General features: G+C 68.9%; 26 protein-coding genes. 18 read left to right on the top strand and 8 right to left on the bottom strand.

The annotated features are described in order from the left end of the window. Window positions 1-36 precede the first annotated feature (36 nt). The 3 genes from OG876_RS11420 to OG876_RS11410 all read right to left on the bottom strand — a co-directional run bounded on the left by OG876_RS11420 (window position 37) and on the right by OG876_RS11410 (window position 3165). Window positions 37-1038 carry an alanine racemase gene (locus tag OG876_RS11420; RefSeq protein ID WP_328524785.1) on the bottom strand — a complete coding sequence of 334 codons (1002 nt, stop codon included), beginning with the start codon at window positions 1036-1038 and terminating at the stop codon, window positions 37-39. A 4-nt stretch (window positions 1039-1042) separates the two neighbouring features. After that, window positions 1043-2173 carry a lipid II:glycine glycyltransferase FemX gene (locus tag OG876_RS11415; RefSeq protein WP_328524784.1) on the bottom strand — a complete coding sequence of 377 codons (1131 nt, stop codon included), beginning with the start codon at window positions 2171-2173 and terminating at the stop codon, window positions 1043-1045. Window positions 2174-2244: 71 nt separating this feature from the next. Next, window positions 2245-3165 carry an SDR family NAD(P)-dependent oxidoreductase gene (locus tag OG876_RS11410; protein WP_328524783.1) on the bottom strand — a complete coding sequence of 307 codons (921 nt, stop codon included), beginning with the start codon at window positions 3163-3165 and terminating at the stop codon, window positions 2245-2247. A gap of 123 nt (window positions 3166-3288) precedes the next feature. Between OG876_RS11410 and OG876_RS11405 the strand changes: the two genes are divergently transcribed. From OG876_RS11405 to OG876_RS11395, 3 genes are read left to right on the top strand one after another with little or no spacing between them, the layout of a single operon-like run. After that, complete coding sequence (locus OG876_RS11405) at window positions 3289-3855, top strand: TetR/AcrR family transcriptional regulator (RefSeq protein ID WP_328524782.1); 567 nt, start codon at window positions 3289-3291, stop codon at window positions 3853-3855. Between the two features lie 22 nt (window positions 3856-3877). Further along, window positions 3878-4594 (top strand): SDR family NAD(P)-dependent oxidoreductase, encoded by a 717-nt coding sequence (locus tag OG876_RS11400; RefSeq protein WP_328524781.1) that lies wholly within the window; start codon window positions 3878-3880, stop codon window positions 4592-4594. 31 nt (window positions 4595-4625) lie between these two features. Then, window positions 4626-5831 (top strand): MFS transporter, encoded by a 1206-nt coding sequence (locus tag OG876_RS11395; protein WP_328524780.1) that lies wholly within the window; start codon window positions 4626-4628, stop codon window positions 5829-5831. On the opposite strand, the gene OG876_RS11390 is transcribed toward OG876_RS11395, so the two are convergent. Next, window positions 5800-6336 (bottom strand): NUDIX hydrolase, encoded by a 537-nt coding sequence (locus OG876_RS11390; protein ID WP_328524779.1) that lies wholly within the window; start codon window positions 6334-6336, stop codon window positions 5800-5802. The two genes, OG876_RS11395 and OG876_RS11390, sit on opposite strands and share 32 nt — an antisense overlap. 35 nt (window positions 6337-6371) lie before the next feature. Here OG876_RS11390 and OG876_RS11385 point away from each other — a divergent pair, with 35 nt between their 5' ends. After that, window positions 6372-6785 carry a hypothetical protein gene (locus tag OG876_RS11385; RefSeq protein ID WP_328524778.1) on the top strand — a complete coding sequence of 138 codons (414 nt, stop codon included), beginning with the start codon at window positions 6372-6374 and terminating at the stop codon, window positions 6783-6785. Here OG876_RS11385 and OG876_RS11380 read toward each other — a convergent pair. Continuing rightward, window positions 6766-7569: a deoxyribonuclease IV gene (locus OG876_RS11380; protein ID WP_328524777.1), complete on the bottom strand. Its 804-nt coding sequence runs from the start codon at window positions 7567-7569 to the stop codon at window positions 6766-6768. The two genes, OG876_RS11385 and OG876_RS11380, sit on opposite strands and share 20 nt — an antisense overlap. A gap of 49 nt (window positions 7570-7618) precedes the next feature. Beyond that, on the bottom strand, window positions 7619-8119 hold the full coding sequence (locus OG876_RS11375) for an Lrp/AsnC family transcriptional regulator (RefSeq protein ID WP_328524776.1): 501 nt from the start codon (window positions 8117-8119) through the stop codon (window positions 7619-7621). 94 nt (window positions 8120-8213) lie between these two features. Here OG876_RS11375 and OG876_RS11370 point away from each other — a divergent pair, with 94 nt between their 5' ends. The 5 genes from OG876_RS11370 (at window position 8214) to rplI (ending at window position 11273) form a co-directional block, all read left to right on the top strand. Then, a complete protein-coding gene (locus OG876_RS11370; RefSeq protein WP_328524775.1) occupies window positions 8214-9347 on the top strand; it encodes an MFS transporter in 1134 nt (377 codons plus the stop codon). Between the two features lie 197 nt (window positions 9348-9544). Next, window positions 9545-9835, top strand: coding sequence for a 30S ribosomal protein S6 (gene rpsF / locus OG876_RS11365; RefSeq protein WP_132211461.1), 291 nt, complete (start codon window positions 9545-9547; stop codon window positions 9833-9835). Between the two features lie 92 nt (window positions 9836-9927). Continuing rightward, on the top strand, window positions 9928-10503 hold the full coding sequence (locus OG876_RS11360; RefSeq protein WP_328524774.1) for a single-stranded DNA-binding protein: 576 nt from the start codon (window positions 9928-9930) through the stop codon (window positions 10501-10503). Window positions 10504-10578: 75 nt separating this feature from the next. Then, window positions 10579-10812, top strand: coding sequence for a 30S ribosomal protein S18 (gene rpsR / locus OG876_RS11355; protein WP_012924539.1), 234 nt, complete (start codon window positions 10579-10581; stop codon window positions 10810-10812). Window positions 10813-10826: 14 nt separating this feature from the next. Beyond that, window positions 10827-11273 carry a 50S ribosomal protein L9 gene (gene rplI, locus OG876_RS11350; protein ID WP_328524773.1) on the top strand — a complete coding sequence of 149 codons (447 nt, stop codon included), beginning with the start codon at window positions 10827-10829 and terminating at the stop codon, window positions 11271-11273. Between the two features lie 57 nt (window positions 11274-11330). Here rplI and OG876_RS11345 read toward each other — a convergent pair whose 3' ends face one another. Both OG876_RS11345 and OG876_RS11340 read right to left on the bottom strand, forming a co-directional pair. Continuing rightward, entirely contained in the window at window positions 11331-11516 is a 186-nt protein-coding gene (locus OG876_RS11345) for a hypothetical protein (protein WP_328524772.1), read from the bottom strand. Continuing rightward, window positions 11513-12928 (bottom strand): hypothetical protein, encoded by a 1416-nt coding sequence (locus OG876_RS11340; protein WP_328524771.1) that lies wholly within the window; start codon window positions 12926-12928, stop codon window positions 11513-11515. Before OG876_RS11340 ends, OG876_RS11345 begins: the two co-directional genes overlap by 4 nt. Before the next feature lie 248 nt (window positions 12929-13176). Here OG876_RS11340 and OG876_RS11335 point away from each other — a divergent pair, with 248 nt between their 5' ends. The 9 genes from OG876_RS11335 to OG876_RS11295 are packed head-to-tail and all read left to right on the top strand — an operon-like array spanning window position 13177 to window position 22828. Continuing rightward, on the top strand, window positions 13177-13800 hold the full coding sequence (locus tag OG876_RS11335) for a DUF6668 family protein (protein WP_328524770.1): 624 nt from the start codon (window positions 13177-13179) through the stop codon (window positions 13798-13800). 15 nt (window positions 13801-13815) lie between these two features. Then, complete coding sequence (locus OG876_RS11330; protein WP_328524769.1) at window positions 13816-14103, top strand: TrbC/VirB2 family protein; 288 nt, start codon at window positions 13816-13818, stop codon at window positions 14101-14103. 41 nt (window positions 14104-14144) lie between these two features. Continuing rightward, the gene (locus OG876_RS11325) at window positions 14145-15002 is read left to right on the top strand and encodes a hypothetical protein (RefSeq protein ID WP_328524768.1); all 858 of its coding nucleotides are present in this window, start codon (window positions 14145-14147) and stop codon (window positions 15000-15002) included. Next, window positions 14999-15907, top strand: coding sequence for a type IV secretion system protein (locus OG876_RS11320; RefSeq protein ID WP_328524767.1), 909 nt, complete (start codon window positions 14999-15001; stop codon window positions 15905-15907). Before OG876_RS11325 ends, OG876_RS11320 begins: the two co-directional genes overlap by 4 nt. 1 nt (window position 15908) lies before the next feature. Then, window positions 15909-17483, top strand: coding sequence for a hypothetical protein (locus OG876_RS11315; protein ID WP_328524766.1), 1575 nt, complete (start codon window positions 15909-15911; stop codon window positions 17481-17483). Continuing rightward, on the top strand, window positions 17374-18978 hold the full coding sequence (locus OG876_RS11310; protein WP_328526891.1) for an SCO6880 family protein: 1605 nt from the start codon (window positions 17374-17376) through the stop codon (window positions 18976-18978). The genes OG876_RS11315 and OG876_RS11310 overlap by 110 nt, the downstream gene beginning before the upstream one ends. A gap of 34 nt (window positions 18979-19012) precedes the next feature. Then, a complete protein-coding gene (locus OG876_RS11305; protein WP_328524765.1) occupies window positions 19013-20626 on the top strand; it encodes an ATP/GTP-binding protein in 1614 nt (537 codons plus the stop codon). Next, window positions 20626-22464, top strand: a complete 1839-nt coding sequence (locus OG876_RS11300) for a type IV secretory system conjugative DNA transfer family protein (protein WP_328524764.1) — start codon at window positions 20626-20628, stop codon at window positions 22462-22464. Before OG876_RS11305 ends, OG876_RS11300 begins: the two co-directional genes overlap by 1 nt. Next, a complete protein-coding gene (locus tag OG876_RS11295) occupies window positions 22454-22828 on the top strand; it encodes a DUF4913 domain-containing protein (protein ID WP_328524763.1) in 375 nt (124 codons plus the stop codon). Before OG876_RS11300 ends, OG876_RS11295 begins: the two co-directional genes overlap by 11 nt. Window position 22829: the final 1 nt, after the last annotated feature.

Here is a 22829-nt window from a genome sequence, read left to right as displayed (position 1 = left end):
ACGCTGCAACTTCAGGTGCACCTGAAGTCAACACCACTAGTCCATGGACACCTTGTCGAAGCTGGTGGTGGTGAAGCGGACGTCGACGCCGACGGTGTCGCCGACAGCCGGGGGCGCCACCGACGACGGCAGGAACAGCATGCTCGCCTGCATGTGCGGCGGCTCGGCGAACCAGCGCTGCTTGCCCTCGATGGTGAACGGCGACAACGCCATGCCGGCCGCGTCGAGGCTGCCCTTCGCCATGGCGATCGCCCGCTGACGGACGGACGCCGCAGCAGTGGGGGCCTCCAGGCCGACGCCGTGGGCCGTGCCGCCCGACACCACGAGAATGTGTCCGTCCCCGCTGACCCGCCGCTGCCGGTAGCCGACCCGCTCGCCGCGGCGCACCGAGTGCACGTCGAGCACGGTCGCGCGGACCGTCAGCGCACCACGGTCGCCGAGCCACAGCCCGGTGCCTATCCGCAACTTCACGCTCTCGCCGATGTCGGTCAGCTTCTGCGACGGTACGTGTGACACCCACAGGGTGCCCTTGCGGACGTCGAGCGCCGCCTTCGCCAACTGCTGCGCTTCCCTCAGGTTGGCCGACGTACCGCCGGCACCCATCGGGAAGTGCAGCGACCAGCCCTCGAACTTGATCCGGTCGAGCGCGTTCAGCAGCATCGTGTGCCGCAGTTCGCGCGCGCCGATGCCGTGCCGCCGCATCGAGGTCATCACCTCGATCAGCACCCGGCTGCCGGCCGGGATCGAGACCAGGTCCGCCAGCCGGCTGACCGTGTGGATCACGTTCTTGCTCTGCGGGACATCGAGGAACGGCCGCCACGGCGAGAGTACGACGATGTCCTCGCGCGGGTCCGGCGGCACCTCGAAGTACGTCCCGACCGCGACCGTGCGGGCGCCGAGCGCGCGTGACTCGGCCAGCAGCCGCTGGTTGCCGAACCCGTACCCGTTGCCCTTGGCGACCGGAATGATGTCGGGGTTCCACGTGGAACGCAGGTGATCACGCCATCGATCGGAATCGACGTGCAGGACTAGGGGCATGGTGTCAACGCCGTCTCATGTAGAGGTCGAATGCGGTGTAGAGCGCCTTGTTCAACGGCAGATCCCACTCACCGACGTACTCGACGGCCTCGCCGCCGGTGCCGACCTTGAACTGGATCAACCCGACATGCGGGTCGTTCGGGTCCAAGGTGTCGGTGATGCCCCGTAGGTCGTACACGGACGCACCCGCCGCGAGCGCGTCCGTCATCATCCGCCACTGGATCGCGTTCGATCCACGGACGTCACGCTTGGCGGTCGAGCTGGCCCCGTAGGAGTACCAGGAGTGACCGCCCACCCGGACCCAGATCGTCGACGCGACCAGGTCGCCTTCGTGGTAGGCGTTGTAGATCCGGAAGTCACAGCAGTCGGCCGGCTGGTTCGCCATCGCCGTGTGCATCTTCTCGAAGTACGGCAGCGGCCGCGGCGTGAAGTGGTCCCGCTCCGCGGTCTCGACGTACAGCTGGTGGAACGCCTTCAGGTCCTCGACGCCACCTTGCGTCACCTCGACGCCGGCCTTCTCCGCCTTCTTGATGTTGCGCCGCCACAGCTGGTTCATGCCCTTCAGCAGGTCGTCCTGGCCGCGGCCGGCCAGCGGGACCTGGAACACGTACTGCGGCTGCCCGGCGGCGAACCCTTCACCGACCCGCGGCGCCTTCCAGCCGAGCTTGCGCAACTGCGCGGTCACGATCTCACCGGACGGCTCGATCACATCCGGCCGGACGTCGCCGAGCTTCGGCTGCTGGCCACCGGCGATCGCGTCCTTGATCGTCTTCGCGCCCCACCGCCGCGTCGGCACCGGCGGGCCCATGCGTACGCCGAACGCCCCGCGCTGCTGCAGATGCGCGGCCAGCGGGCGCAGGTACCGACCGAGGTCGACGGCGTCCCAGTCGATCACCGGGCCTTCGGGCAGATAGGCGAGGTAGCGCTTCACCTTCGGCATCTGCCGGTACAGCACCAGTCCCACGCCGAGCAGTTCGCCCGGGTTGGAAGCGTCGTACCAGCCGAGCGACTCCGCCTTCCATTCGTTCTTCACCGCGGCCCAGCCAGGGGTCTGCAGGAAGCTCGCCGCCGGTTGCGCCGCGATGTACGCAGCGTGCTCGTCGGTCGAGATGGTCCGGATGCTCAAGTCACTCACGGTCGGTCAGGTTACCGGCCCGGAGCCTTTATCCGTAGCCGAGCCGGTGACCTGATCAAACCTGTGGATAGTCAGCCGGCCAGCAGTTTCTCCGAGAGATCCCACAACTGAGTGGCCGACTCCGGATCGAGCGCGTACGGCGCGACGCCGTGCATCGGATCGGCCTCCGTCGCAGCCAGCGCCTCGTTGTTGTCCTCGAAGTACCGGCCGGTGACCCCGTGGACGAGCGGTGACGCGGCCAGCAGGACCGAGGTCGACGCGCCCTGCTCGACGGTCTTCCACAGGAAGCGGTCCCACGCCTTCTGAACGTCGTCAGGAACGTGCCGCTGCAACGCGGTGCGGATCCCGCCGGGCATCAGGGCGTTGGCGATGATGCCGTCACTCGCCCAGCGTTTGGCCGCCTCGACGGCGAACAGCACGTTGGCCGTCTTCGACTGCCCGTACGCCGCCCATGCCTCGTACGGCCGGTGTTCGAAATGGATGTCGTCGAAGTGGATGTCCGAGCGCAGGTGCGCGCTGGAGCTGACCGAGACGATTCGAGCATCACCGGCCGCGGCGAGAGCGTCGTACAGACCGAGCGCCAGGCCGAAGTGGCCGAGGTGGTTGGTGGCGAACTGGTGCTCCCACCCTTCCGGCGTGCGGTTGAGCGGCTCGGCCATCACGCCGGCGTTGTTCACCAGGATGTGCAGCGGGCCGGTCCAGCTCGCGGCGAACGCTCGGACCGACGCGCGGTCCGCGAGCTCGATCGGCGCGACGAAGACGTGGTTGTTGCCGGTGCTCTCGATGATGCCGGCCGCGGTGCGCTCACCCGCCGCGGTGTTGCGGACGGCGAGGGTGACCTCGGCGCCGGCCGACGCGAGCGCGCGGGCGGTCTCGACGCCGATCCCGGACGCGCCGCCGGTGACGACGGCCCGGCGGCCGGTCAGGCCGACGCCGGCGATCACCTCGGCGGCGGTGGAGTCATGGCTGAAGGGGGTGGTGATCCTGCTCATCAGGTCTGTCCTGTTCTGCGAGCTACGCTGTAAACGGAGGATCCTCCGGTAATTGCAGTTAACTGGAGCCTCCTCCGGTTATCAAGTCCGCTAGGGTCTGAAGACGCGTTGGAGGAGGGGGAGATGACGGGCACCACCGAGCGCCCGCTGCGCGCGGACGCCCAGCGCAACCGCGACCAGATCCTGGGCGCCGCGTCGGCCGCGTTCTCGAAATGCGGTCTGGAGGCGACGCTGGAGGGCATCGCCAAGGACGCCGGCGTCGGCATCGGCACGCTGTACCGGCACTTCCCGACCCGGGAGCTGCTGATCGAGGCGGCGTACCGGAACGAGCTCGCCGCGGTCTGCGCCGCGGCCCCTGAGTTGCTCGACAAGATGCCGCCGGCCGAGGCGCTGCGGGCCTGGATGGACCGCTTCGTCGACTACATGACCCGCAAGCTCGGCATGGCCGACGCGCTCCGCGCGGTGATCGCGTCGGGCGCGAACCCGTACGCCCAGAGCTTCGAGCTCCTGGTCGGTGCGATCAAACGACTGCTGGACGCGGGCGTGGCTGCCGGCGAGATTCGTCCCGACGTCTCGGCCGACGACGTCCTGGTCAGCCTCAGCGGCGTCGCCCTCGCGGCCGGCTCCAAACGCGACCAGGCCGACCGCCTGCTCAACCTGCTGCTGGACGGTCTCCGCTACCGCGCCTGATCCGGGCTTCTAGGGTGGGGCGGTGCGGAGAGTGGCGTTGGTGACGGGGTCGGCTTCTGGGATCGGTGCGGCGACAGCGCGGCGGTTGGCCGCGGACGGGATGACCGTAGCGGTGCATTCGCGTTCCAGTCGGGAGGCCGGCGAGGCCTTGGCCGCAGAGCTCGGTGGGTCGTATCACCAGGCCGATCTCTCCGACGACGCGGCGGCGAGTGCCCTGGTCCCGAGTGTGCTGGCCGAGCATGGGCAGCTCGACGTACTCGTGAACAACGCGGGGATCAGCTGGCCGGTGCCGCATGCGCAGCTGGACGGACTGACCGCGGACGACTGGCGGCGACTGCTCGACGTCAACCTGATCGCGCCATGGCTGTTGTGTACGGCGGCCCTCCCCGCGCTCACCGAATCGGGCGGATGCATCGTCAACGTCACCAGCCATGCCGGCGTCCGGCCGAAGGGCAGTTCGGTCGCGTACGCCGCCTCGAAAGCCGCACTCAATCACGTGACCAAGCTGCTGGCTGCCGCTCTCGGACCGTCCGTGCGAGTCAACGCGGTGGCGCCGGGCCTGGTCGACACACCCCTCACCGCATCGTGGACCGAGGCGCAAGAGCTGTGGAAAACCTTGAGCCCGATGCGCCGCGCGGCCCAGCCCGAGGATGTCGCGGACCTGATCTCGGCACTTGTCCACAACACCTATCTGACGGGTGAAGTCGTCCTGCTGGACGGCGGTCTGAACCTGCGCTGATTCTGTCGGTGCCGGCTCCTACGATCGCGGGATGTCTTTGGGTCGAGACTTCCACCGGTTGTGGGTTGCGTTCACTGTCAGCGCTTTCGGATCGGCGGTCGGTCTCGGTGCCCTGCCGCTGATCGCCGTACTCGCTCTGGATGTCAGCACCTTCCAGGTGTCCATGCTGTCCGCGTTGTCCGCGATCGGTGGCCTGCTCGGCCTGCCGATGGGTGACTTCATCGAGCAGCGGCGCAAGCGGCCCGTGATGATCACGGCGGACCTGGCCCGGTTCGTCGTACTGGGCTCGGTCCCGGTCGCGGCGGTGTTCGATGTCCTGACGTACACGCAGCTCTGCGTGGTTGGCGTCGTACAGGCCGCCGCGTTGATCGCGTTCAGCGCGGCGAGCGGCGCGCACCTGAAAGCGCTGGTCCCGGCCGAGGCGCGGCCCGAGGCGAACAGCCGGTTCGAGCAGACCAACTGGATCACGCTGAGCGTGGGTCCGGCGATCGGCGGTGCGCTGGTCAGCCTGGTCGGTGCGACTGCCACTCTGGCCGTCGACGCGGTGTCGTTCCTGCTGTCGGCCCTCGGCGTCCGGCGGATCCAGCAGCCCGAACCGGCGCCGGTCCGGCGGGACGGGAAGGCGGACTTCACCGCCGGGTGGCGGTACATCCTGCGTCATCGCGGACTGCGAGCACTGTTCTGGAACTCGCAACTGTTCGGCGGGCCGGTGATGATGACGATGCCTCTGCTGACGGTCTTCATGCTGCGCGACCTCGGCCTGGCGCCGTGGAGCTATGGGGTGTTTCTCGGGGTGTCGTGTCTGGGCGGTGTGCTGGGAGCCCAGCTGGCGCCTGGCCTCACCCGTCGGCACGGACTGCATCGGATGCTCATCGTGTTCGGCGTCCTGCGCGCTCCATGGCTGTTGCTGTTCCCGTTGGCGTCACACGGTTTCGGCGGGCTCGTGTTGCTCACCGTGGCCGAGACCGGCTTGCTGGTGGCGGCCGGTGCGTTCAACCCGTCGTTCGCGACGTACCGGATGGAGGTGACCGAGGACGGCTTCATGGCCCGGGTGGTCGGCTCCTGGTCGATCAGCTCGCGGTGCGTGCAGCCTGCCTTCATGGCGCTGGGTGGTGTGCTCGCGGCGCTGATCGGGGTCCGGGGCGCGCTGTGGGTCGCGGGTGCGTCCTGCCTGCTGAGTGCCGTCGTGCTGCCGTGGCAGTCGGCTAAGCCAGTCCCATTGCCTGAGCCAGCCTGACCTGGCTGCCCATCGCCCCGCCGTCGGCCTTGGCGTCGAGGTAGTCGGCCGCCTCGTCCGGTGGCAGGACGAGGACCTCGGTCACCTGCTCGCCGTCGTCGGGGTTGGTCGGCTGTCCGTCGACCACAACGTCCGCGACGACGGTCGCCCAGTAGGAGATCGGATGCGGCAGATGCGGGCGGTACGGCGTGGGCCGGCGATGCTCGGCCCGGTGAGCGCCGAGCCAGGTCAGCGGTCCGGTCAGCCGGGCGCCCGCCTCCTCGATGAGCTCGCGATGCACGAGCTGCTCGATCGTTTCGTTCGGCTCGCGAGTCCCACCAGGCAGGAAGCGCCAGCCCAGATCGTTGCTGCAGACAACGATTCCACCGTTGGTCCGGCCGATCACGTGCACGTTGCTGATCAGCTTGTCGGCCGGCTCCTCGGTCGAGTACCGGACGTCGACCTCACCCCAGGCCCAGTGGTCCGGCGCGAAGAGCTTGGGGAACCGTTCGGCCCAGGTCTGCATGCGCGCCATTCTCTCCCTGCGCTACCGTCGCCCCCATGGCGCCCTCAGAACCGGACCCCGTGCCTGATCCTGAGCGGGCCCGCCAAACCACGACGCGACTGCTCTGGGCCTGCGCCCTACTCACCCTGCTCGCCGGCGTCTTCCAACTGTCCGGCATCCTCAGCAACGCCGACGGGTACGACGGACTGGCCTGGGTCGGCGTGGTCGTCGGAGCGGTGTGCATGCTGGCGTTGATCGCCGTCTACAGCGCGTGCGCTCTCGACCGGCTCACACTGCGCACCCGCGTGCTCCAGCGCTTCGACCTCTTCCAAGTCACGACAGTCCTACTCGTGCTCGCGATCGTCGCCGGCATTCCCATCCACAGCACGACCGCCTTGGCCCTGCTGCTCCCGTGGGGGCTGGCCTACTGGCTGCACAACCTCAACGCACCTACTTCAAGTGCGCCCTGAGGTAGTCGATGTCGGCCTTCTGGCCGTGATCGGCGTTCGGGGTCTCGACGACGACCGGGGCGCCGGCGGCCTGCACCACCGCGACGATGTCGGCCGGGTCGATGTGGCCCTCCTCGAAGTTGCTGTGCCGGTCGGCGCCGGAGCCGAACTCGTCGCGTGATCCGTTGGCGTGGACCAGGTCGATCCGCCCGGTGATCGCCAGCACCTTCTCGACGATCGTGGGCAGCTCCTCACCGGCCGCGTGGAAGTGGCAGGTGTCGAGGCAGAAGCCGACGTTCTCCAGGCGGTCGTTGCCGGAGGCCTGGACCGCGTCCCACAGCCGGGCGATCCGGTCGAGCTGCCGGGCCATCGCGTTCTCGCCGCCGGCCGTGTTCTCGATCAGCAGCGGGACCGGCAGCTCGGCGCGCTCGATGCACTTGCGCCAGTTGTCGAAGCCGGCCTCGGGGTCGTCCTCGTCGCCGACGTGCCCGCCGTGCACGATCACGCCCTTCACGGCGATCTGGGCGGCCTTGTCGAGCGTCTGTTGCAGCAGCTTGCGGCTCGGGATCCGGATCCGGTTGTTCGTGTTCGCCACGTTCAACCGGTAGGGCGCGTGCACGTACAGATCGACGCCCGCCGCGGCCGCCCGCTCGCGCAGTGCCTCCTCGCCGTCGGCGTACGCGAGCTTCGGCGCCTTGTAGTCCTGCGGGTTGCCGAGGAAGAACTGCACCAGGTCGGCACCGCGGTCGGCCGCCTCGGCCAGCGGGTCCTGCTGATCGACGTGGGCACCCAGCTTGAAACTCATGAACCCACCCTAGAACCGTCCGCCGACAGTGTTGAACTCGTCCCCAGTCTCAGGACCCCCAGCCCGCCGAACGGGTGACCGGCCGCGGATCCTGTGTCGGCGGCTGCACCGGGCGGCCCTCGAACTCGGTGGACAGTACGACGTGCGTATTCATCTCACCGTGTTCACCGAGGCGTTCGAAGAGGCCCTCGAGGTGGCGCATGGAGGTGACGCGGACCCGGAGCATCGAGCAGGAATTGCCGCTGAGCTTGTGGATCTCGAGGACCTCCGGGAAGTCCTCCGCCCGCGTGGTCTTGAGCAGGCAGTGCCCGGTCGTGCAGCGCATCTGGACGAAGGCCGACAGCGGCTGACCGGCGCGGGCCGGATTCACCTGGGCGCGGTAGCCGACGATCACGCCGGCTTCTTCCAGGCGTCGTACCCGGTCCGCCACCGCCGGCGGTGACAGGTTGACCCGCTTGCCCAGCTGGTTGAACGACAGCCGCCCGTCGGCCTGCAGCTCGGCGAGGATCTGCCAGTCGGTCGGGTCCAGGTCTCGCTCCTGAAAGGTCATGTCCCCAGAACACCTTCGACATCGGTGCTCCGCAAGGCCGGATGCCTTGTTTCGGGCATTCAGCGCGGGCCGAGGCCTTTCTAGCGTGGTTGGCATGCTGATCCCCGTCGTTCTCGCCGGCGCCCTGATGAACGCCGCGATGGTCGCCGCCAGCGCGGTGAGCACCATCCTGATCGCCGACGATCTCAGCCCGGCGCTGGCCGGTCTGCCCAACACGGCAGGGGTTCTCGGCACCGCAGTCGGCGCCATGGTGGTCGGCTGGTGGACTGCTCGCCTTGGACGTGCCCACGCACTCCGCAGCGGGTACGGCGTCGGTGTCTCCGGTGGAGCGCTGACAGTGCTGGCCGCGGTGGGCGCACCGGTGGCGCTGCTGTTCCTGGGCATGTTCCTGCTCGGCGTCGGCAACGCTGCGAGCCTGCTGTCCCGGTACGCCGCTGCAGACGTCGTACCGGCGTCTCGACGCGCGTGGGCCATGAGCACAGTCGTCTGGGCCAGTACGGCGGGCGCTGCCGGCGGTCCGTTCCTGATGGCGCCGTCCCAGTCGTTTGCCACGTATCTCGGCCTACCTGCGGTCGCCGGACCCTTCCTGCTCGCCGTGGCCGCCGTCTTCGCCGCACTCGTCGCGTCGACGTACATCCGGTCCGGTCAGCCCGCAGCCGAGCCGGAACTCGACCACCACGAGCCCTCCGCGCCGTCTCGTCGTACGTCGGTCGTGCTGGCCGCCGGCGTGATGATCGTCGGGCATCTGGTGATGGTCGCGCTGATGACTGCTGTGCCGGTGCATGCTCATCTGCACGGCGACGGTCTCGGCGTGCTCGGAGTCATGCTGTCGGCTCACACCCTTGGGATGTTCGCCCTGTCTCCACTCACCGGCTGGTTGATCGACCGCTCCGGGCCCAGGCCGGTGATGCTCGCCGGACTCGCCCTCCTGCTGGTGTCGGCCCTGCTGATCAGCCAGGCCGGTCTGGCCTTCACTCCGGGACTGTTCCTGCTCGGCTACGCGTGGAACCTCTGCTATCTCGGTGGCAGCGCGCAACTGGCCGGCACCGACCTCGAGAGCAGGGTCGAGTCGTCGATCTGGACCGTCGCCGCGCTGGCCACAGCCGCCTCACCGTGGCTCTTCACGCTCGGCGGGTTCCCGGTGCTCGCGGTCATCTCGGCGGTTGTCGCCGTACCGTTGCTCCTGCTGGTGGCCCGCCGGACGACCCCTGCACCCGTCTGCCGGTGACGCAGAGTCACCGAAACAGGCCTGTGGATATGGTCAAGACGGTGTCCGGACGCTGGTATTCTCTTGGATGTGGCGCGGTCCATCGACCGGGCTCGTTGCTTGGCGTCGACGGCAAGTGTCGGCGCGGAGCACCCCGCATCGCCCTCCTGCCACGGAGAGACCGTGGCCGCCAAGTCCGAAGGAGGTGGAGTTCGCGCATGCGTCGTTATGAAGTCATGGTGATCCTCGACCCTGAGCTCGATGAGCGCACCGTGGAGCCTTCCATCGACCAGTACCTGAACATCGTCCGCAAGGAAGGTGGCACGGTCGAGAAGCTCGACATCTGGGGTCGTCGCAAGCTTGCCTATGACGTGAAGAAGAAGGCCGAAGGCATCTATGCCGTCATCGACCTGACCGCCGAGCCGGCGGTGGTGAAGGAGCTCGACCGTCAGCTCACGCTGAACGAGTCGATCCTCCGCACCAAGGTCATCCGGCCGGACCAGCACTGACCCTGGGGTCGTCAGCAGCCATCGGTACTGTCGGCGCCAGCCGCTACTGATAGCTGTAGACACAGTCACACCCGATAGCAGGAGGAACGGCAATGGCAGGCGAAACCGTCGTCACACTGGTCGGCAACCTTGTCGACGATCCTGAGCTCCGGTTCACCCCGTCCGGCGCCGCCGTCGCGAACTTCCGGATCGCGTCGACGCCGCGGACGTACGACCGGCAGACAGGTGAATGGAAGGACGGCGAGTCGCTGTTCCTGAGTTGTTCCGTCTGGCGCCAGGCCGCGGAGAACGTGGCCGAGTCGCTGCAGCGTGGCATGCGCGTGATCGTGCAGGGCCGGCTCAAGTCCCGTTCGTACGACGACCGTGAGGGCAACAAGCGCACGGTCTTCGAGATCGACGTGGACGAGGTCGGTCCGAGCCTGCGCAGCGCCACCGCGAAGGTGACCCGGGCGATGCGCTCGGGCCCCGGCGGCGAAGGTGGCGGCGGTGGCTTCGGTGGTGGCGGTGGTGGCAGCCAGGGTGGTGGCTTCGGCGGCGGCCAGGGTGCCGCTCCGCAGAACGACCCCTGGGCGACCCCGCAGGGACAAGGCGGTGGCGGCCAGGCCGCTCCGCAGAACGACCCCTGGGCCAGCCAGGGCGGCGGCTCGATGGAGGAGCCCCCGTTCTGATCCGGTCCGGGTCGTGACCAGGTAAGACAGACCATTCCGGCATGTGCCGGGCTCTGGAAGGAAGAGAGCACCACAATGGCCAAGATCATTCGGAAGCCGAAGAAGAAGGTTTGCGGCTTCTGCAAGGACAAGGCAACGTACGTCGACTACAAGGACACCGCGCTGCTGCGCAAGTTCATCTCGGACCGCGGCAAGATCCGCGCCCGCCGGGTGACCGGGAACTGCGTGCAGCACCAGCGCGACGTGGCCACCGCAATCAAGAACGCTCGTGAGGTGGCCCTGCTGCCGTACACGAGCACGGCTCGCTGAGGGAGGCGCGGACCATGAAGCTCATCCTGGCGCAGGAGGTCGAGAACCTCGGAGCTCCCGGCGACATCGTCGAGGTGAAGGACGGCTACGGCCGCAACTACCTCGTTCCGCGTGGCCTGGCCATCGGCTGGACCCGTGGCGCCGAGAAGCAGATCCAGTCGATCAAGCGGGCGCGCGACGCCCGGGCGATCCAGGGCAAGGAGCACGCGAGCGAGGTCAAGAACCAGCTCGAGCAGCTCACCGTCACGCTGGATGTCAAGGCCGGTGACACCGGTCGCCTGTTCGGCTCGGTCACCCCGGCCGACATCGCCGCCGCGATCAAGTCCGCCGGCGGCCCGCTGGTCGAGCGGCGCGCGATCGCGATCGAGTCGCCGATCAAGACCACCGGCAAGCACCAGGTCTCCGTCCAGCTCCACCCCGAGGTGGCCGCCACGGTCCGCCTCGAGGTCGCGGCCGTCTGACCTCAGCAACACCACAAGGCCCGTGCCTCCCGCAAGGGGGACACGGGCCTTGGTGTTTCACTCTGCCGGTAGGACTTTCGGCCAGCTGACCGGAGTCGGGTCCGATTGGGCGCCGGTATCCGGTTGGTCGATCTTGGGCCACATCACCGGTTCCGGATCGTTGTCCGCCCGCGCCTGCGCCGACGGCACCAGTAGCACCATCACCGCCAGCACCCCGGACACGACCCGCCCGAGCGGCCTCATCGCTTCTTGTCCAGGGCAAAGAGAACGGAGTTCTGTACGACGATGGCGTGGCCCCCGGCGAGCCCCCAGGGGCGCGCGGTGTCGTTGACCAGCGTGTGCGAGGGATGACCTGGCGTGACGGCGACCAGATCGTTGCGAACGGTCCCATAGATCGTCGTGCCAGTGATCGACACCGGCTTGAAGTCGGCGTAGTGGGACGACTGCCGAGCGGTGAAGTCGATGAGGCACTCACCCCAGGCCGCGACGTTGCCGGCCGCGTCCGGGACCCACTGCCAGTCGCCCACGTTGTCCGCGCTGGTGGGCTGGCACGTTGCGACCGCGGTGCCGTTGGCGGTCGAGTGCACGGCGGGGATCACGGTGTCCGCGGTCGCCGTCTTCCACAGCACGAGGGCGCGGCCCGGGCTGGCGGACACCACGTGATCGATGCCCTTGGCACCGGACGGCGGCGTGAGCTTGACCTCCTGCAGCGGCTTGTCCGGCTCGCTCCAGTACAGCGGTCCCTGGTACCGCGACATCAACGCGCGGCTGCCCTCGGCCAGCAGGATGGTGGACGAACGCGGCTGGTTCGGCACCGTCTTCAGCTTGCCGCCGGAGATCACGCTGGCTCCGGCGGTTTCGCCCATCTGCACCAGCGGCGAGCCGCCGAAGAACTGCAGGTCCGCCGAGTCCGGCAGCTCGATCTCGTTCGGTAGGGCGCCGTCGCCGGCCCAGTAGTACAGCGTGTTCTCGGTCGCCACAGCGACGACGCGCTTGGAGTCGATGGTGGTGTAGATCGGGCTCCCGACCTGCGACGGCACCTTGTCCTGCCAGAGCACCTTGCCGTTGCCGTCGAACACGGCGAGCTTCGAGTCCGGCGTCAGTACGGCGACCTCGGTGCCGTCCGGGGATACCGCGGGGGTCGAGTCGGGCGCGATGTCGACTGTCCAGCTCGCGTTGTCCGACCAGCCCAGCGGGACCGGCCGGGCGACGAACTGATCCGGCCCGACGCTCGGCGTGGGCAGTGCCGGCAGCTTCGGCGACGCGGTCGGCGTGGCCACGCCGTCGCCCTTGCTGAACACCAGCAGGTAGACCGCCGTACCGGCGATCAGTGCACAGGCGACCACGGCCGCCACGATAATCGGCCAGATCGGCTTGTTGCCGCTGCGACCCCTGCCGCCGCCGTCCGGCTCGACCGCCTCGACCCGGCCGTCCGGGTGGATGATCAGCGGCCAGGAGGCGCCGTCGGACTCGACCGCGGTTGCCTTCACCGGGCGGCCCAGCTGCCCGGCCCGCTCGCTGACGAGCGCGATCGCGGCCTGCCGCGGGTCGTGATGGTTGACCGGATGACTGCGGCCGGCGATCTTCACCTCGGCGTTGTGGTCGTCGTACAGCCGGATCGTGACCTTCGGCCAGGACGGGATCTTCTCAGCCACGACGACCTCTCATTCCCGCCACAGAACTCCCTCGCTCATCCGACGTCGACGCCCTCGTTCTAGCATGGCCCCCGCACGAGGCATGCCAGGGATTCCGGGCAGGCAGAAACCACGCGAGCCCGGTGGCTCGACTGACCCCGACAAGGGGGTAGAAACATCCTCGCCTGTGGATGGGTCACGAAAGTACACCCGGAAAGCGAGAGAATACTGTGGGCGACAGCCTGTGACGCACCGCGAGAGGAGGGGCCATGACGCAGAACCCATGGACTCGGCAGCAGCAACAGCCGGGCGCGGGTCCGCAACAGCCGTCACCCACCCCCTCGCCGGACCTGACCCCTCGGGGGCCGTCCGCGCCGCAGCACGGTGTTCCGGCGCCCGCGGAGGATCAACGCCTGCCCAAGTTCGCGATCCCGGTCGCGGACACGTTGTGGTGGGTCGGTGTGCACGGCGGCGCCGGCGAGACCACGATGTCGCTGCTGCTCCCGGGCACCCGGGCCGCGGGCCATCGCTGGCCGATCCCGCCGCCACCGGTGCCGACCCCGGTCATCCTGGTCGCCCGGACCCACGGATCCGGCCTGCGGGCCGCGCAACGCGCCGCGATCGAGTGGGCCTCGGGAGTGGTCCAGGGAGTCGCCGTGCTCGGCCTGGTGCTGATCGCGGACGCCCCGGGCCGGCTGCCCCGCGTGCTCGACGACTTCGCCGACATCGTCGGCGGCGGCGTACCGCGGGTGTGGGACATCCCGTGGATCGAGGAGTGGCGCAGAGGGGAGGCTCCGACGCCTGACAACACCCCGGACGAGGTTTTCGAAGTCCTTGAATCCATCTACGCTCTTCGCGCGTCAAACCCAGCGGACTACCCCGCCCCGTACTGAAAGGCACCTATCGCGATGATGTTGGTACACGTGGTCTCGGACGCTGTCAGCCAGCTTCCGCTCGTCGATGACCCTGGCGTCGGCTCGAAGCCGCCCGGTGCGGAGAAGCTCAACCTGGTGATCAAGTGGGTCACCTGGATCGCTTTCACCATCTGCATCCTCGGCATCGTGATCGCCGGCGCCATGATGGCTGTCGGCCAGCGGCGCGGCGAGGGTGGCGAGCACGCGGCCCGGCTGGGCTGGGTGCTGGCGGCCTGCATCGTGATCGGCTCGGCGTCGGCGCTGGTCGGCCTGCTGCAGTGACGATCAGCAGCATCGGCCGGCTCGTCGGACACTGATCGGCCATGGGACTGTTCAGCCGGGATCCCGACTCCGGCCTCGGAGACGGCGACGCCGGGGGTGAGGGCACGCGCTTCTGGCAGGAGCGCGGATTCGTTGCCTCGGCGATCGTCGTCGGTGCGGTGTTCGTCTGTCTGCTGGTGTGGGTCTTCGCCCGCGGCTCGGGTACGCCGACCTCGCAGCAGTCGCCGGCGCCGACCGCCGTCGTACCGACCGAACAGCCCACCGAGGAGCCGTCCGTGCCGCCCGCCACACCCACGGAGGAACCCACCGGCACCACCACGCCGGGCACGCCGCCGCCGATCAACTCGTCGACCGGCGGGTGCAAGAACCCGAAGCCGGACCTGCGCATTCCGTACTCCGCGCCGCCGGCTGTCACGTGGCAGTTCGAGGCCGACATGCTCATCCCGCTCCAGAAGGCCGGCGGCCCGGCGACGACGGCCGACAACGGCGTGCGTTCCTGTTTCGCCCACTCGCCGACCGGAGCCGTGCTCGCGACCCTCGTGCTGCTCGGCCAGATCCGCAACCAGGACCTGGCCGAGTCCGTACTGGAGACGCGTGTCCTGCCCGGCCCGGGGCGGACACGTGCGCTCGCCGAGGTCCGGAGCCCTTCGACCCCGCAGGCCACCGGGCAGGTCCAGTTCGCCGGTTTCAAGGTGATCGACTACCAGCGCAACCGCGCGATCATCCAGGTCGCGGCCGAGCTGAACAACTCGAGCGTCGCGTCGCTGCCGGTCACGATGGTCTGGTCGGGCGGTGACTGGAAGGCGGCGCTCAAGTCCGACGGCAGCTTCAACGGCGAAGTCGCGCCGGACGTGCTGCAAGGGCTCGACGGCTACGTCAGGTTCAGTGGTGCGTCGTGATCGCGCTCGGCTGTTCCTGGTGGCCCGGGGACTGGGACGACTGTGTCGAGGAATACCTCGGCAAGGCGATCAATGCCGTCATGGGTCCCTTCTTCAAGCTGATCTTCGAGGCCATCCAGAGAGTCGTCGTCGAGGCCGTCAACGTCGTGCTGCAGGCCGTCGGATTCCTCTGGATCTACATCAAGACCCCGGACGTCTCGGACAACGGCACCGTCAGCTTCATCCAGGTCCATACGAACTACATTCTGGGCGCGGCCGCCTTCATCGCCGTGGTCGTGGCCGCGATCCAGATGGCGGTTTCGCACCGTGGTGAGCCGCTGCGCGAGATCCTGCGGTCGCTGCTCACCATGGTCGTGGTGTCCGCCGCCGGCACCGGCTTCGCCGCGTTGCTGATCCAGGCCTCGGACGAGTTCTCCTCGTGGATCATCAGCCAGGCGCTCAACGCGGACGACAAGGCCTTCGCGCACGAACTCGCCGCCCGGATGACCGATCCACTCATGGATCCGGGGGAACAACTGCAGTTCGCTCTGATCATCTTCGTCGGCATCCTGATGGTGATCACCGCGATCATCCAGCTGGGCCTGATGATCGTCCGGTACGGGATGCTCGTGCTGCTGGTCGGCGTACTGCCACTGACTGCCGCGGCGACGAACACCGAGATGGGCATGATGTGGTTCAAGCGGGCGATCGGCTGGCTGGGCGGATTCATCATCTACAAACCGGTGGCGGCGTTGATCTACGCCACCGCGATCAAGCTGATGTCCGCCCCGGCGGTGCCCGAAGGGGCCAAGGCGCCGGACGGAACACCGGAGACGCTCAAGGTGGTCATGGGCGTCACCATGATGATCATCGCGGTCGTCGCACTGCCCGCCATCCTGCGCTTCGTGTCGCCGAGGACGTCCTGAGATGATCCCGCTCAGCTGGTACGACATCATGCTCAAGGCCGTCCAACATGTCCTTCAACCGGTCATTGACAAGGTGATCAGCATGATCTTCCAGCCGATTCTCGATGCCATCGCCGCCGCGATCACGCTGGTGATGGGCACGATCGGCACCTTCTGGATCTACGTCAAGACACCGGCTGTCGGCAGCACCACGACGGGCCAGCCGGCCAACGGCTCGGTCGGCTTCATCTGGGAGCACACCCAGTACATCGCGATCTTCGTCGCCGTGATCGGGGTGCTGGTCGGCGCCATCCAGATGGCCTGGAGCCAGCGGGGCGAGGCCGCCCGGGACATCCTCCGGTCATTGATCACGCTGGCCATCGCCTCGACGCTGGCGATCGCGGTCGCGCAGGCGCTGATCGAGTTCGGCGACAAGTTCTCCGACTGCCTGGTCACCACCGCGCTGTGGGACAACGGCGAGGGCTGGCACTGCGGCATGGGCAACACCGGCGGCAGCAAGGGCTTCGGGGACACGATGGCAGCGCTGCTCGGCTTCTCCGCGGCCGCAGGGCCGATCGGCATCGGCCTGATGATCACCATCGGCATCCTGACCATCGTCGCGGGCGTGATCCAGATCGTGCTGATGGTGGTCCGTTCGGCGATGCTGATCCTGTTGCTCGGCGTGCTGCCGATCGCGGCGGCCGCGACGAACACCGAGATGGGCCGGAGCTGGTTCAAGCGGATCATCTCCTGGCTGCTCGCCTTCATCCTCTACAAACCGGTGGCCGCGATCGTCTACGCGACCGCGATCAGACTCACCTCGAACAACGGGCAGGGCCTGAACTTCGACGGCAAATCACCCGGCGGCCAGGTCATGAACATGGTCACCGGCGTGACCATGCTGGTGCTCGCCCTGTTCGCCCTGCCCGCGCTGATGCGGTTCATCGTCCCGATGGTCGCCGCGACCGCGAGCGGCGCCGGAGCCGGCATGCTCGCGGCCAGGCTCGGCGGACCGGCCGTGGACAAGCTGGCCGACGCGGCCAACAAAGCCGGCGACCAAGGCGGTGGCAGTGGCAGTGGTGGCGGCGACGGCCCGACCGGTGCTCAGAACGTCGGTCGCGCCACCCAGCAGTCGCAACCCCCGAGCGGTGGCGGTGGTGGTGGTGGTGGCGGCGGTGCCGCGGCAGGCGGTGAAGGCGGCGCTGCGGCAGCGGGCGGTGGTGGTGGCGGCGCGGCGGCAGGTGCTGCCGGCGGCGGTGGAGGTGCCGCGGCCGGTGGTGGAGCCGCAGCCGCTGGTGGTGGGGCGGCAGCAGCTGCCGGTCCGGCCGCGGCCGCGGTGGTGGCCGTGAAGATGGGCGTGGACGCCACCAAGGCTGCCGGCCAGATGGCCGCCGGCGAAACCATGGGCAACGACGCCATGGACCAAGGCTCAGGTGGCGGTGGTGGAGGCGGCGGTGGCGGTGGTGGCGGCGGCCCGAGCGGCAGCGGTGGCCCCACTCGCGACCCGGGCCGGGAGCGGCAGGCGACCCGGCAGCCGCCGCAACAGCACCAGCAACCTCCACCTCGACCTCCGGACGGACCACGTGGCAGCGGCTGACAACGTACGAAGCGCCCCGCGCACCTACGGCAACTGGCGCCAGCCGGCGTCGGCGGGTATCGCCGGCCTGGGCACCTTGGGCACCGCCATCATGATGGGCGGTCTGCTCCTGACGATCGTGACGATGATGGCGGGCGGCCTGCTCGCCGCGGTCATCACGCTGCTGCTCGTCGCGGTCGCTCTGCTGCTGCTGATGACCAAGGACAAGCACGGGCAGTCCGCGTTGCAACGGATCTCGACTCGCATTGGATGGCAACGAGCAAAGATGGCGAAGCACAACATCTACCGTTCCGGTCCGCTCGGGCGGACCGCGTGGGGCAAGTTCCAGATCCCTGGCCTGGCCGCGGCGTCCCAGCTGAGCGAGTACAAGGATTCGTACGGACGGCCGTTCGCGCTGCTGTTCTACCCGAGCACCCGGCACTTCACCGTGATCATCAACGCCGAGCCGGACGGTGCGTCGCTGGTCGACGAGGAGCAGGTGGACGTCTGGGTGGCGCACTGGGGTCAGTGGCTGGCCTCGCTCGGCCACGAGCCGGGCATCGTCGCCGCGTCCGTGACGGTGGAGAGCGCGCCCGATACCGGCATCCGGCTGCGCCGTGAGGTCGGCAACAACATGATGGACGGCACGCCGGCCATCGCGCGGGCCATGCTCACCGAGGTGGTGCAGACCTACCCGGAGGGCTCCGCGCTGGTCTCGGCCCGGGTCGCGCTCACCTTCAAGGGCACGGACCGCAACGGCAAGCGCCGCAAGGAAGAGGACATGGGCCGCGAGCTCGCGTCCCGGCTGCCGGCACTCACCCAAAGCCTGAACGCCACCGGCGCGGGTGCGGCCCGGCCGGTCACCGCGCAGGAGCTGTGCGAGACGATCCGGATCGCGTACGACCCGGCCTCCGCCGTACTGATCGACGAAGCACGCAGCCAGGGGATGGCGCCGGAGCTGCAGTGGACCGACGTCGGCCCGGCAGCCGCGCAGGGGTTCTGGGACAAGTACCGGCACGACTCCGCGTGGTCGGTGACCTGGCAGATGACCCAGGCGCCGCGTGGTGAGGTGTTCTCGTCGGTGCTGTCCCAGCTGGTCGCGCCGCACGCCGACATCGACCGCAAGCGGGTGACCCTGCTCTACCGACCGCTGGACGCGGCCACCTCGGCCCGGATGGTGGAGGCGGACAAGCGCAACGCGTCATTCCGCGCGACCACCTCGAACCGGCCGACCGCACGGACGATGGCCGAAGCGCGGGCCGCCGACCGGACCGCGCAGGAGGAGGCGCGGGGGGCCGGTCTGGTCAACTTCGGCATGGTCGTGACCGGAACGGTGATGACGGCCGAGCAGATTCCCGACATGGTCGCTGCCATCGACAATCTGGGCGCCACCGCGCGCATCCTGCTCCGGCCAGCGTACGGCTCGCAGGATTCCGCGTTCGTGGCCGCCTTGCCGCTGGGCGTCGTACTCCAGAGCCACCTGGCCGTCCCGGCCGGGCTCCGGGAGGCCCTGTGACCAAGACAAGCACAGTGACAGCTGGGGAGTCACAGTGAGCAAGAAGACGAAGAAGCCGGTCGACCCGTCGCGCCGCGGCAAGCGGCCGATGCCGCGGGGCTGGCCAGGTCCGGGTGGTGGCTACTCGACCTACCTGCAGGCTCCGGCCGAGTGGCGCGGTACGACGGTGCAGGTCTGCGGCATGTGGCCGTTCTCGGCCGGCACCGGCAGCCCGATGGTCGGTGTACCGATCGGGCGCAACATCCTGTCCGGCGCGACCATGTGCTGCGACCCGATCAGCTGGTTCATGCGGGCCAAACTGATCTCGAACCCGTCGATGTTCGTGCTCGGCAAGCCGGGTCTGGGCAAGTCGACGATCACCCGCCGGATGGCGCTCGGAATGGCCGGCTACGGCATCCAGCCACTGGTGCTGGGCGACCTGAAGCCCGACTACAAGGACCTGATCGAGGCCCTCGGCGGGCAGGTCATCCAGCTCGGCCGCGGCCGTGGGCACCTGAACGTGCTCGACCCGGGCGAGTCCCGCCAGGCCGCGCTCCGGCTCACCGGCAAGGCCCGCGAGGCGATCCAGGCGGACGCGCACGGCCGCCGGCAGACGATGGTGTCGGCGCTGATCTCGATCATGCGCTCGGCCCCGCCGACGGACCGCGAGGAGACCATCATCGACGAGGCCCTCAAGGTCCTCGACGAGAGATACGCCGGTACGCCGGTGCTGCGTGACCTGCTCCAAGTCGTCCAGGAGGCACCGGACCGGGTCCGCAACGTCGCCCTGGACCGCGGCAGTCTCGACCGGTACCGGCAGATCACCGAGGGGCTCGAGGCGTCGCTGATCGGTCTGGTCGGTGGTGGCCGGCTGGGTGAGATCTTCTCCGAGCAGACCGACAACCCGATGCAACTCGACCGTCCGGTCGTGTTCGACGTGTCCAACATCGACGACTCCGAGACGAACCTGCAGGCCGCCGTACTGCTGGCCTGCTGGTCGTACGGCTTCGGAGCGGTCGCGGTCTCGCAGGCGCTGGCCGACGCCGGCCTCGAGCCGCGGCGGCACTACTTCGTCATCCTCGACGAGCTCTGGCGGGTGCTGCGGGCCGGCCGTGGTCTGGTCGACCGCGTCGACGCTCTGACCCGGTTGAACCGGCAGCGTGGTGTCGGCATGGCGATGATCTCGCACACCATGTCCGACCTGCTCGCGCTGGAGCACCCCGAGGATCGGATGAAGGCGAAGGGCTTCGTCGAGCGATCCGGCATGGTCATCTGCGGTGGTCTGCCACGGGCCGAGATGGAGAACCTGACCGAGGTCGTGCCGATGTCCCAGGAAGAGCAGAACATGCTCATCGGCTGGCAGGACCCGCCCGCGTGGGACCCGGCCACAGGTGAGGAGGCGGCGCCACCCGGCCGCGGTAACTTCCTGGTCAAGGTCGGTGGCCGCCCGGGCATCCCGGTGCACGTCGGCCTCACCTCGGTCGAGCGCGAGATCAACGACACCAACAAGCTGTGGAAGACCGGCGCCGACGGCCAGCCGTTGAAGGTCGAGGTCGCCCCCGACGGCACCGAGGAGATCGTCGGGCAGTACAGCCTGGACGACCCGGCGATGCTGCCTCCGCCCGATCCCACTACCCGAGTGGTCGCCCGAACGGGAGTTGACGAGTAATGGCTCAGGGCAAGAAGAGCACCGGACCGGGCGGGCTGTCCGCCGAGTCGATCCTGGTCTTCATCGGCATCGGTCTGTTCGCGATCGTCCTGGTCGGCGTGTGGGGCGCGCTCAAGATCGCCGCCGGGATCAACAACACCCGCCCGGTGCCGAACCCGATGCGGGCGCTGGCCGACCTGATCAAGGGCCGGTTGATGTGGTCCGGCGCGGCCACCGGCGTCCTCATCCTCGAAGTCCTGGTGCTGCTCGGGATCGCCGGCGGCGTCTGGTTCTTCGTCCGGAACCAGCGATCGTCGGTCGGCCGGGTGGACAAGCAGGCGTTCCTGATGTCGAAGCGGTCCGAGATCTACAAGCTCACCCGTGAGGGTGCGCAGGACATCGCCAACCGGCTCGGCGCCGGGCACGCCGGTCCCGGCATCCTGATCGGCCGGACCGTCCGGGACAACCTCGAGGTCTTCGGGTCCTGGGAAGACATGCACGTCGACATCTGGGGTCCCCGGACCGGTAAGACCACGTCCCGCGCCGTACCGGCGATCCTGGACGCGCCGGGCTCGGTGGTCGCCACGTCGAACAAGCGGGACATCGTCGACGCCACCCGCGGGCCGCGGTCCGAGCGCGGGCCGGTCTGGGTGTTCGACCCGCAGGAGGTCTGCGAGGAGCCGCCGAACTGGTGGTGGAACCCGCTCAGCTACATCACCGACGAGACCAAGGCGCGCGAGATGGCGGAGCACTTCGTCGCCTCGCAACGCAAGGAGACCGCCCAGACCGACGCGTTCTTCGATGCCGCCGGTACTGATCTGCTGGCCGGGCTGCTGCTCGCGGCCGCGGTCGCGAAGCGCCCGATCACCCAGGTCTACTCCTGGCTGGCCGACCAGCGGAACGACGAGCCCGAGCGGATCCTGCGCAACACCCCCGGCCTGCAGTTGTCCGCGGACGCGCTGTCCGGGGTCATCAACGCGCCGGACAAGCAGCGTGCCGGTGTCTACGGCACCGCCCAGCAGAGCGCGATGTTCCTGGTCAACCGCAAGGTCACCCGCTGGGTCATCCCGCAGGGACCGAACGACACGCGCCCGCAGTTCAACCCGCACGAGTTCGTCCGTCAGGGCGGCACGCTGTACAGCCTCTCCAAGGAAGGCGCCGGTACGGCGGGTCCGCTGGTCACCGCTCTCACGGTGGCCGTCGTGGAGGCGGCCGAGCAGTACGCGCGGGGCATGCCGATGGGCCGGATGCCGAGCCCGCTGGTCGGCGTACTGGACGAGGCCGCGAACGTCTGCCGCTGGAAGAACCTGCCCGACCTTTACAGCCACTTCGGTTCCCGCGGCATCGTGCTGATGACGATCCTGCAGTCGTGGGCGCAGGGCCAGGAGTGCTGGGGCGACCACGGCATGGAGAAGCTCTGGTCCGCCGCCAACATCCGGGTGTACGGCGGTGGTGCCTCGGACTCGAACTTCCTCGAGCGGCTGAGCAAGCTGATCGGCGACTACGACATCGTCTCCAGTTCGGTGTCGTACAACGAGGGCAAGCGCGGCACCAGCCGGCAGACCCAGCGGCACAACATCCTCGAGGTGTCCGACCTCGCCGCGATGCCGCCCGGGCGCGCGGTCGTGTTCCCGTCCGGTATCCCGGCGACGATGGTGAAGACGGTGCCGTGGTTCACCCGGCCGGACGCCGGTGCGGTGAAGGCTTCGCTGGCCAAGTACGACCCGGGAGCGTCCGGTGCGCCGGCGCCGCAGGCCGGCGGGAACCCGTGGGTCTCGGCCGGCACCCAGCAGGCACCCGCTCCGCGCGGCCCGGAGAAGCCGGTCTGGGAGAACGAGGAGCAGCGCGGTGGATGGTGAACAGGAGCTCTTCTACCCGCACGTCGCGGCGTTCGTCGAGGACCGGCTGATCTACCTGTACACCCGGCGGATCGGGCAGCAGTACATCTGGTGCCCGGAGTGGTACCGGCATGCCGAGGCATTGAGCCGGCTGGACTCGATCTGGCGCGCCTGGGAACACCTGCGGCTCGACCCGGCGACCGGGATGTCGGTCTGGTGGCGTGACCACGCCGACCCGCACATGATGGCGCTGCTCGACCCGGACGGCCCGTTCGCGGCCTGCCGGGGTGCGCACACCGACTACCCGATCCCGCCGCTGCCGGTGGAGGAACCGCCCGCGGGCCTGTTCTTCGACCAGCGCCAGCCCAACCTCCGCGGCATCTGAG

The sequence above is a fragment of the Kribbella sp. NBC_00359 genome (assembly GCF_036097425.1).
Classification (GTDB): domain Bacteria; phylum Actinomycetota; class Actinomycetes; order Propionibacteriales; family Kribbellaceae; genus Kribbella.
Note: the sequence above shows the minus strand (reverse complement) of the source record. Positions and strands in the feature narration are given on the sequence as shown.

Bases quoted from the DNA above. Each gene is read 5' to 3' on its own strand.
- OG876_RS11420 (WP_328524785.1), bottom strand. From the start codon at position 1,038: ATGCCCCTAGTCCTGCACGTCGATTCCGATCGATGGCGTGATCACCTG.
- OG876_RS11410 (WP_328524783.1), bottom strand. From the start codon at position 3,165: ATGAGCAGGATCACCACCCCCTTCAGCCATGACTCCACCGCCGCCGAG.
- OG876_RS11405 (WP_328524782.1), top strand. From the start codon at position 3,289: ATGACGGGCACCACCGAGCGCCCGCTGCGCGCGGACGCCCAGCGCAAC.
- OG876_RS11395 (WP_328524780.1), top strand. From the start codon at position 4,626: ATGTCTTTGGGTCGAGACTTCCACCGGTTGTGGGTTGCGTTCACTGTC.
- OG876_RS11390 (WP_328524779.1), bottom strand. From the start codon at position 6,336: ATGCAGACCTGGGCCGAACGGTTCCCCAAGCTCTTCGCGCCGGACCAC.
- OG876_RS11385 (WP_328524778.1), top strand. From the start codon at position 6,372: ATGGCGCCCTCAGAACCGGACCCCGTGCCTGATCCTGAGCGGGCCCGC.
- OG876_RS11380 (WP_328524777.1), bottom strand. From the start codon at position 7,569: ATGAGTTTCAAGCTGGGTGCCCACGTCGATCAGCAGGACCCGCTGGCC.
- OG876_RS11375 (WP_328524776.1), bottom strand. From the start codon at position 8,119: ATGACCTTTCAGGAGCGAGACCTGGACCCGACCGACTGGCAGATCCTC.
- OG876_RS11370 (WP_328524775.1), top strand. From the start codon at position 8,214: ATGCTGATCCCCGTCGTTCTCGCCGGCGCCCTGATGAACGCCGCGATG.
- rpsF (WP_132211461.1), top strand. From the start codon at position 9,545: ATGCGTCGTTATGAAGTCATGGTGATCCTCGACCCTGAGCTCGATGAG.
- OG876_RS11360 (WP_328524774.1), top strand. From the start codon at position 9,928: ATGGCAGGCGAAACCGTCGTCACACTGGTCGGCAACCTTGTCGACGAT.
- rpsR (WP_012924539.1), top strand. From the start codon at position 10,579: ATGGCCAAGATCATTCGGAAGCCGAAGAAGAAGGTTTGCGGCTTCTGC.
- rplI (WP_328524773.1), top strand. From the start codon at position 10,827: ATGAAGCTCATCCTGGCGCAGGAGGTCGAGAACCTCGGAGCTCCCGGC.
- OG876_RS11345 (WP_328524772.1), bottom strand. From the start codon at position 11,516: ATGAGGCCGCTCGGGCGGGTCGTGTCCGGGGTGCTGGCGGTGATGGTG.
- OG876_RS11335 (WP_328524770.1), top strand. From the start codon at position 13,177: ATGACGCAGAACCCATGGACTCGGCAGCAGCAACAGCCGGGCGCGGGT.
- OG876_RS11330 (WP_328524769.1), top strand. From the start codon at position 13,816: ATGATGTTGGTACACGTGGTCTCGGACGCTGTCAGCCAGCTTCCGCTC.
- OG876_RS11325 (WP_328524768.1), top strand. From the start codon at position 14,145: ATGGGACTGTTCAGCCGGGATCCCGACTCCGGCCTCGGAGACGGCGAC.
- OG876_RS11315 (WP_328524766.1), top strand. From the start codon at position 15,909: ATGATCCCGCTCAGCTGGTACGACATCATGCTCAAGGCCGTCCAACAT.
- OG876_RS11300 (WP_328524764.1), top strand. From the start codon at position 20,626: ATGGCTCAGGGCAAGAAGAGCACCGGACCGGGCGGGCTGTCCGCCGAG.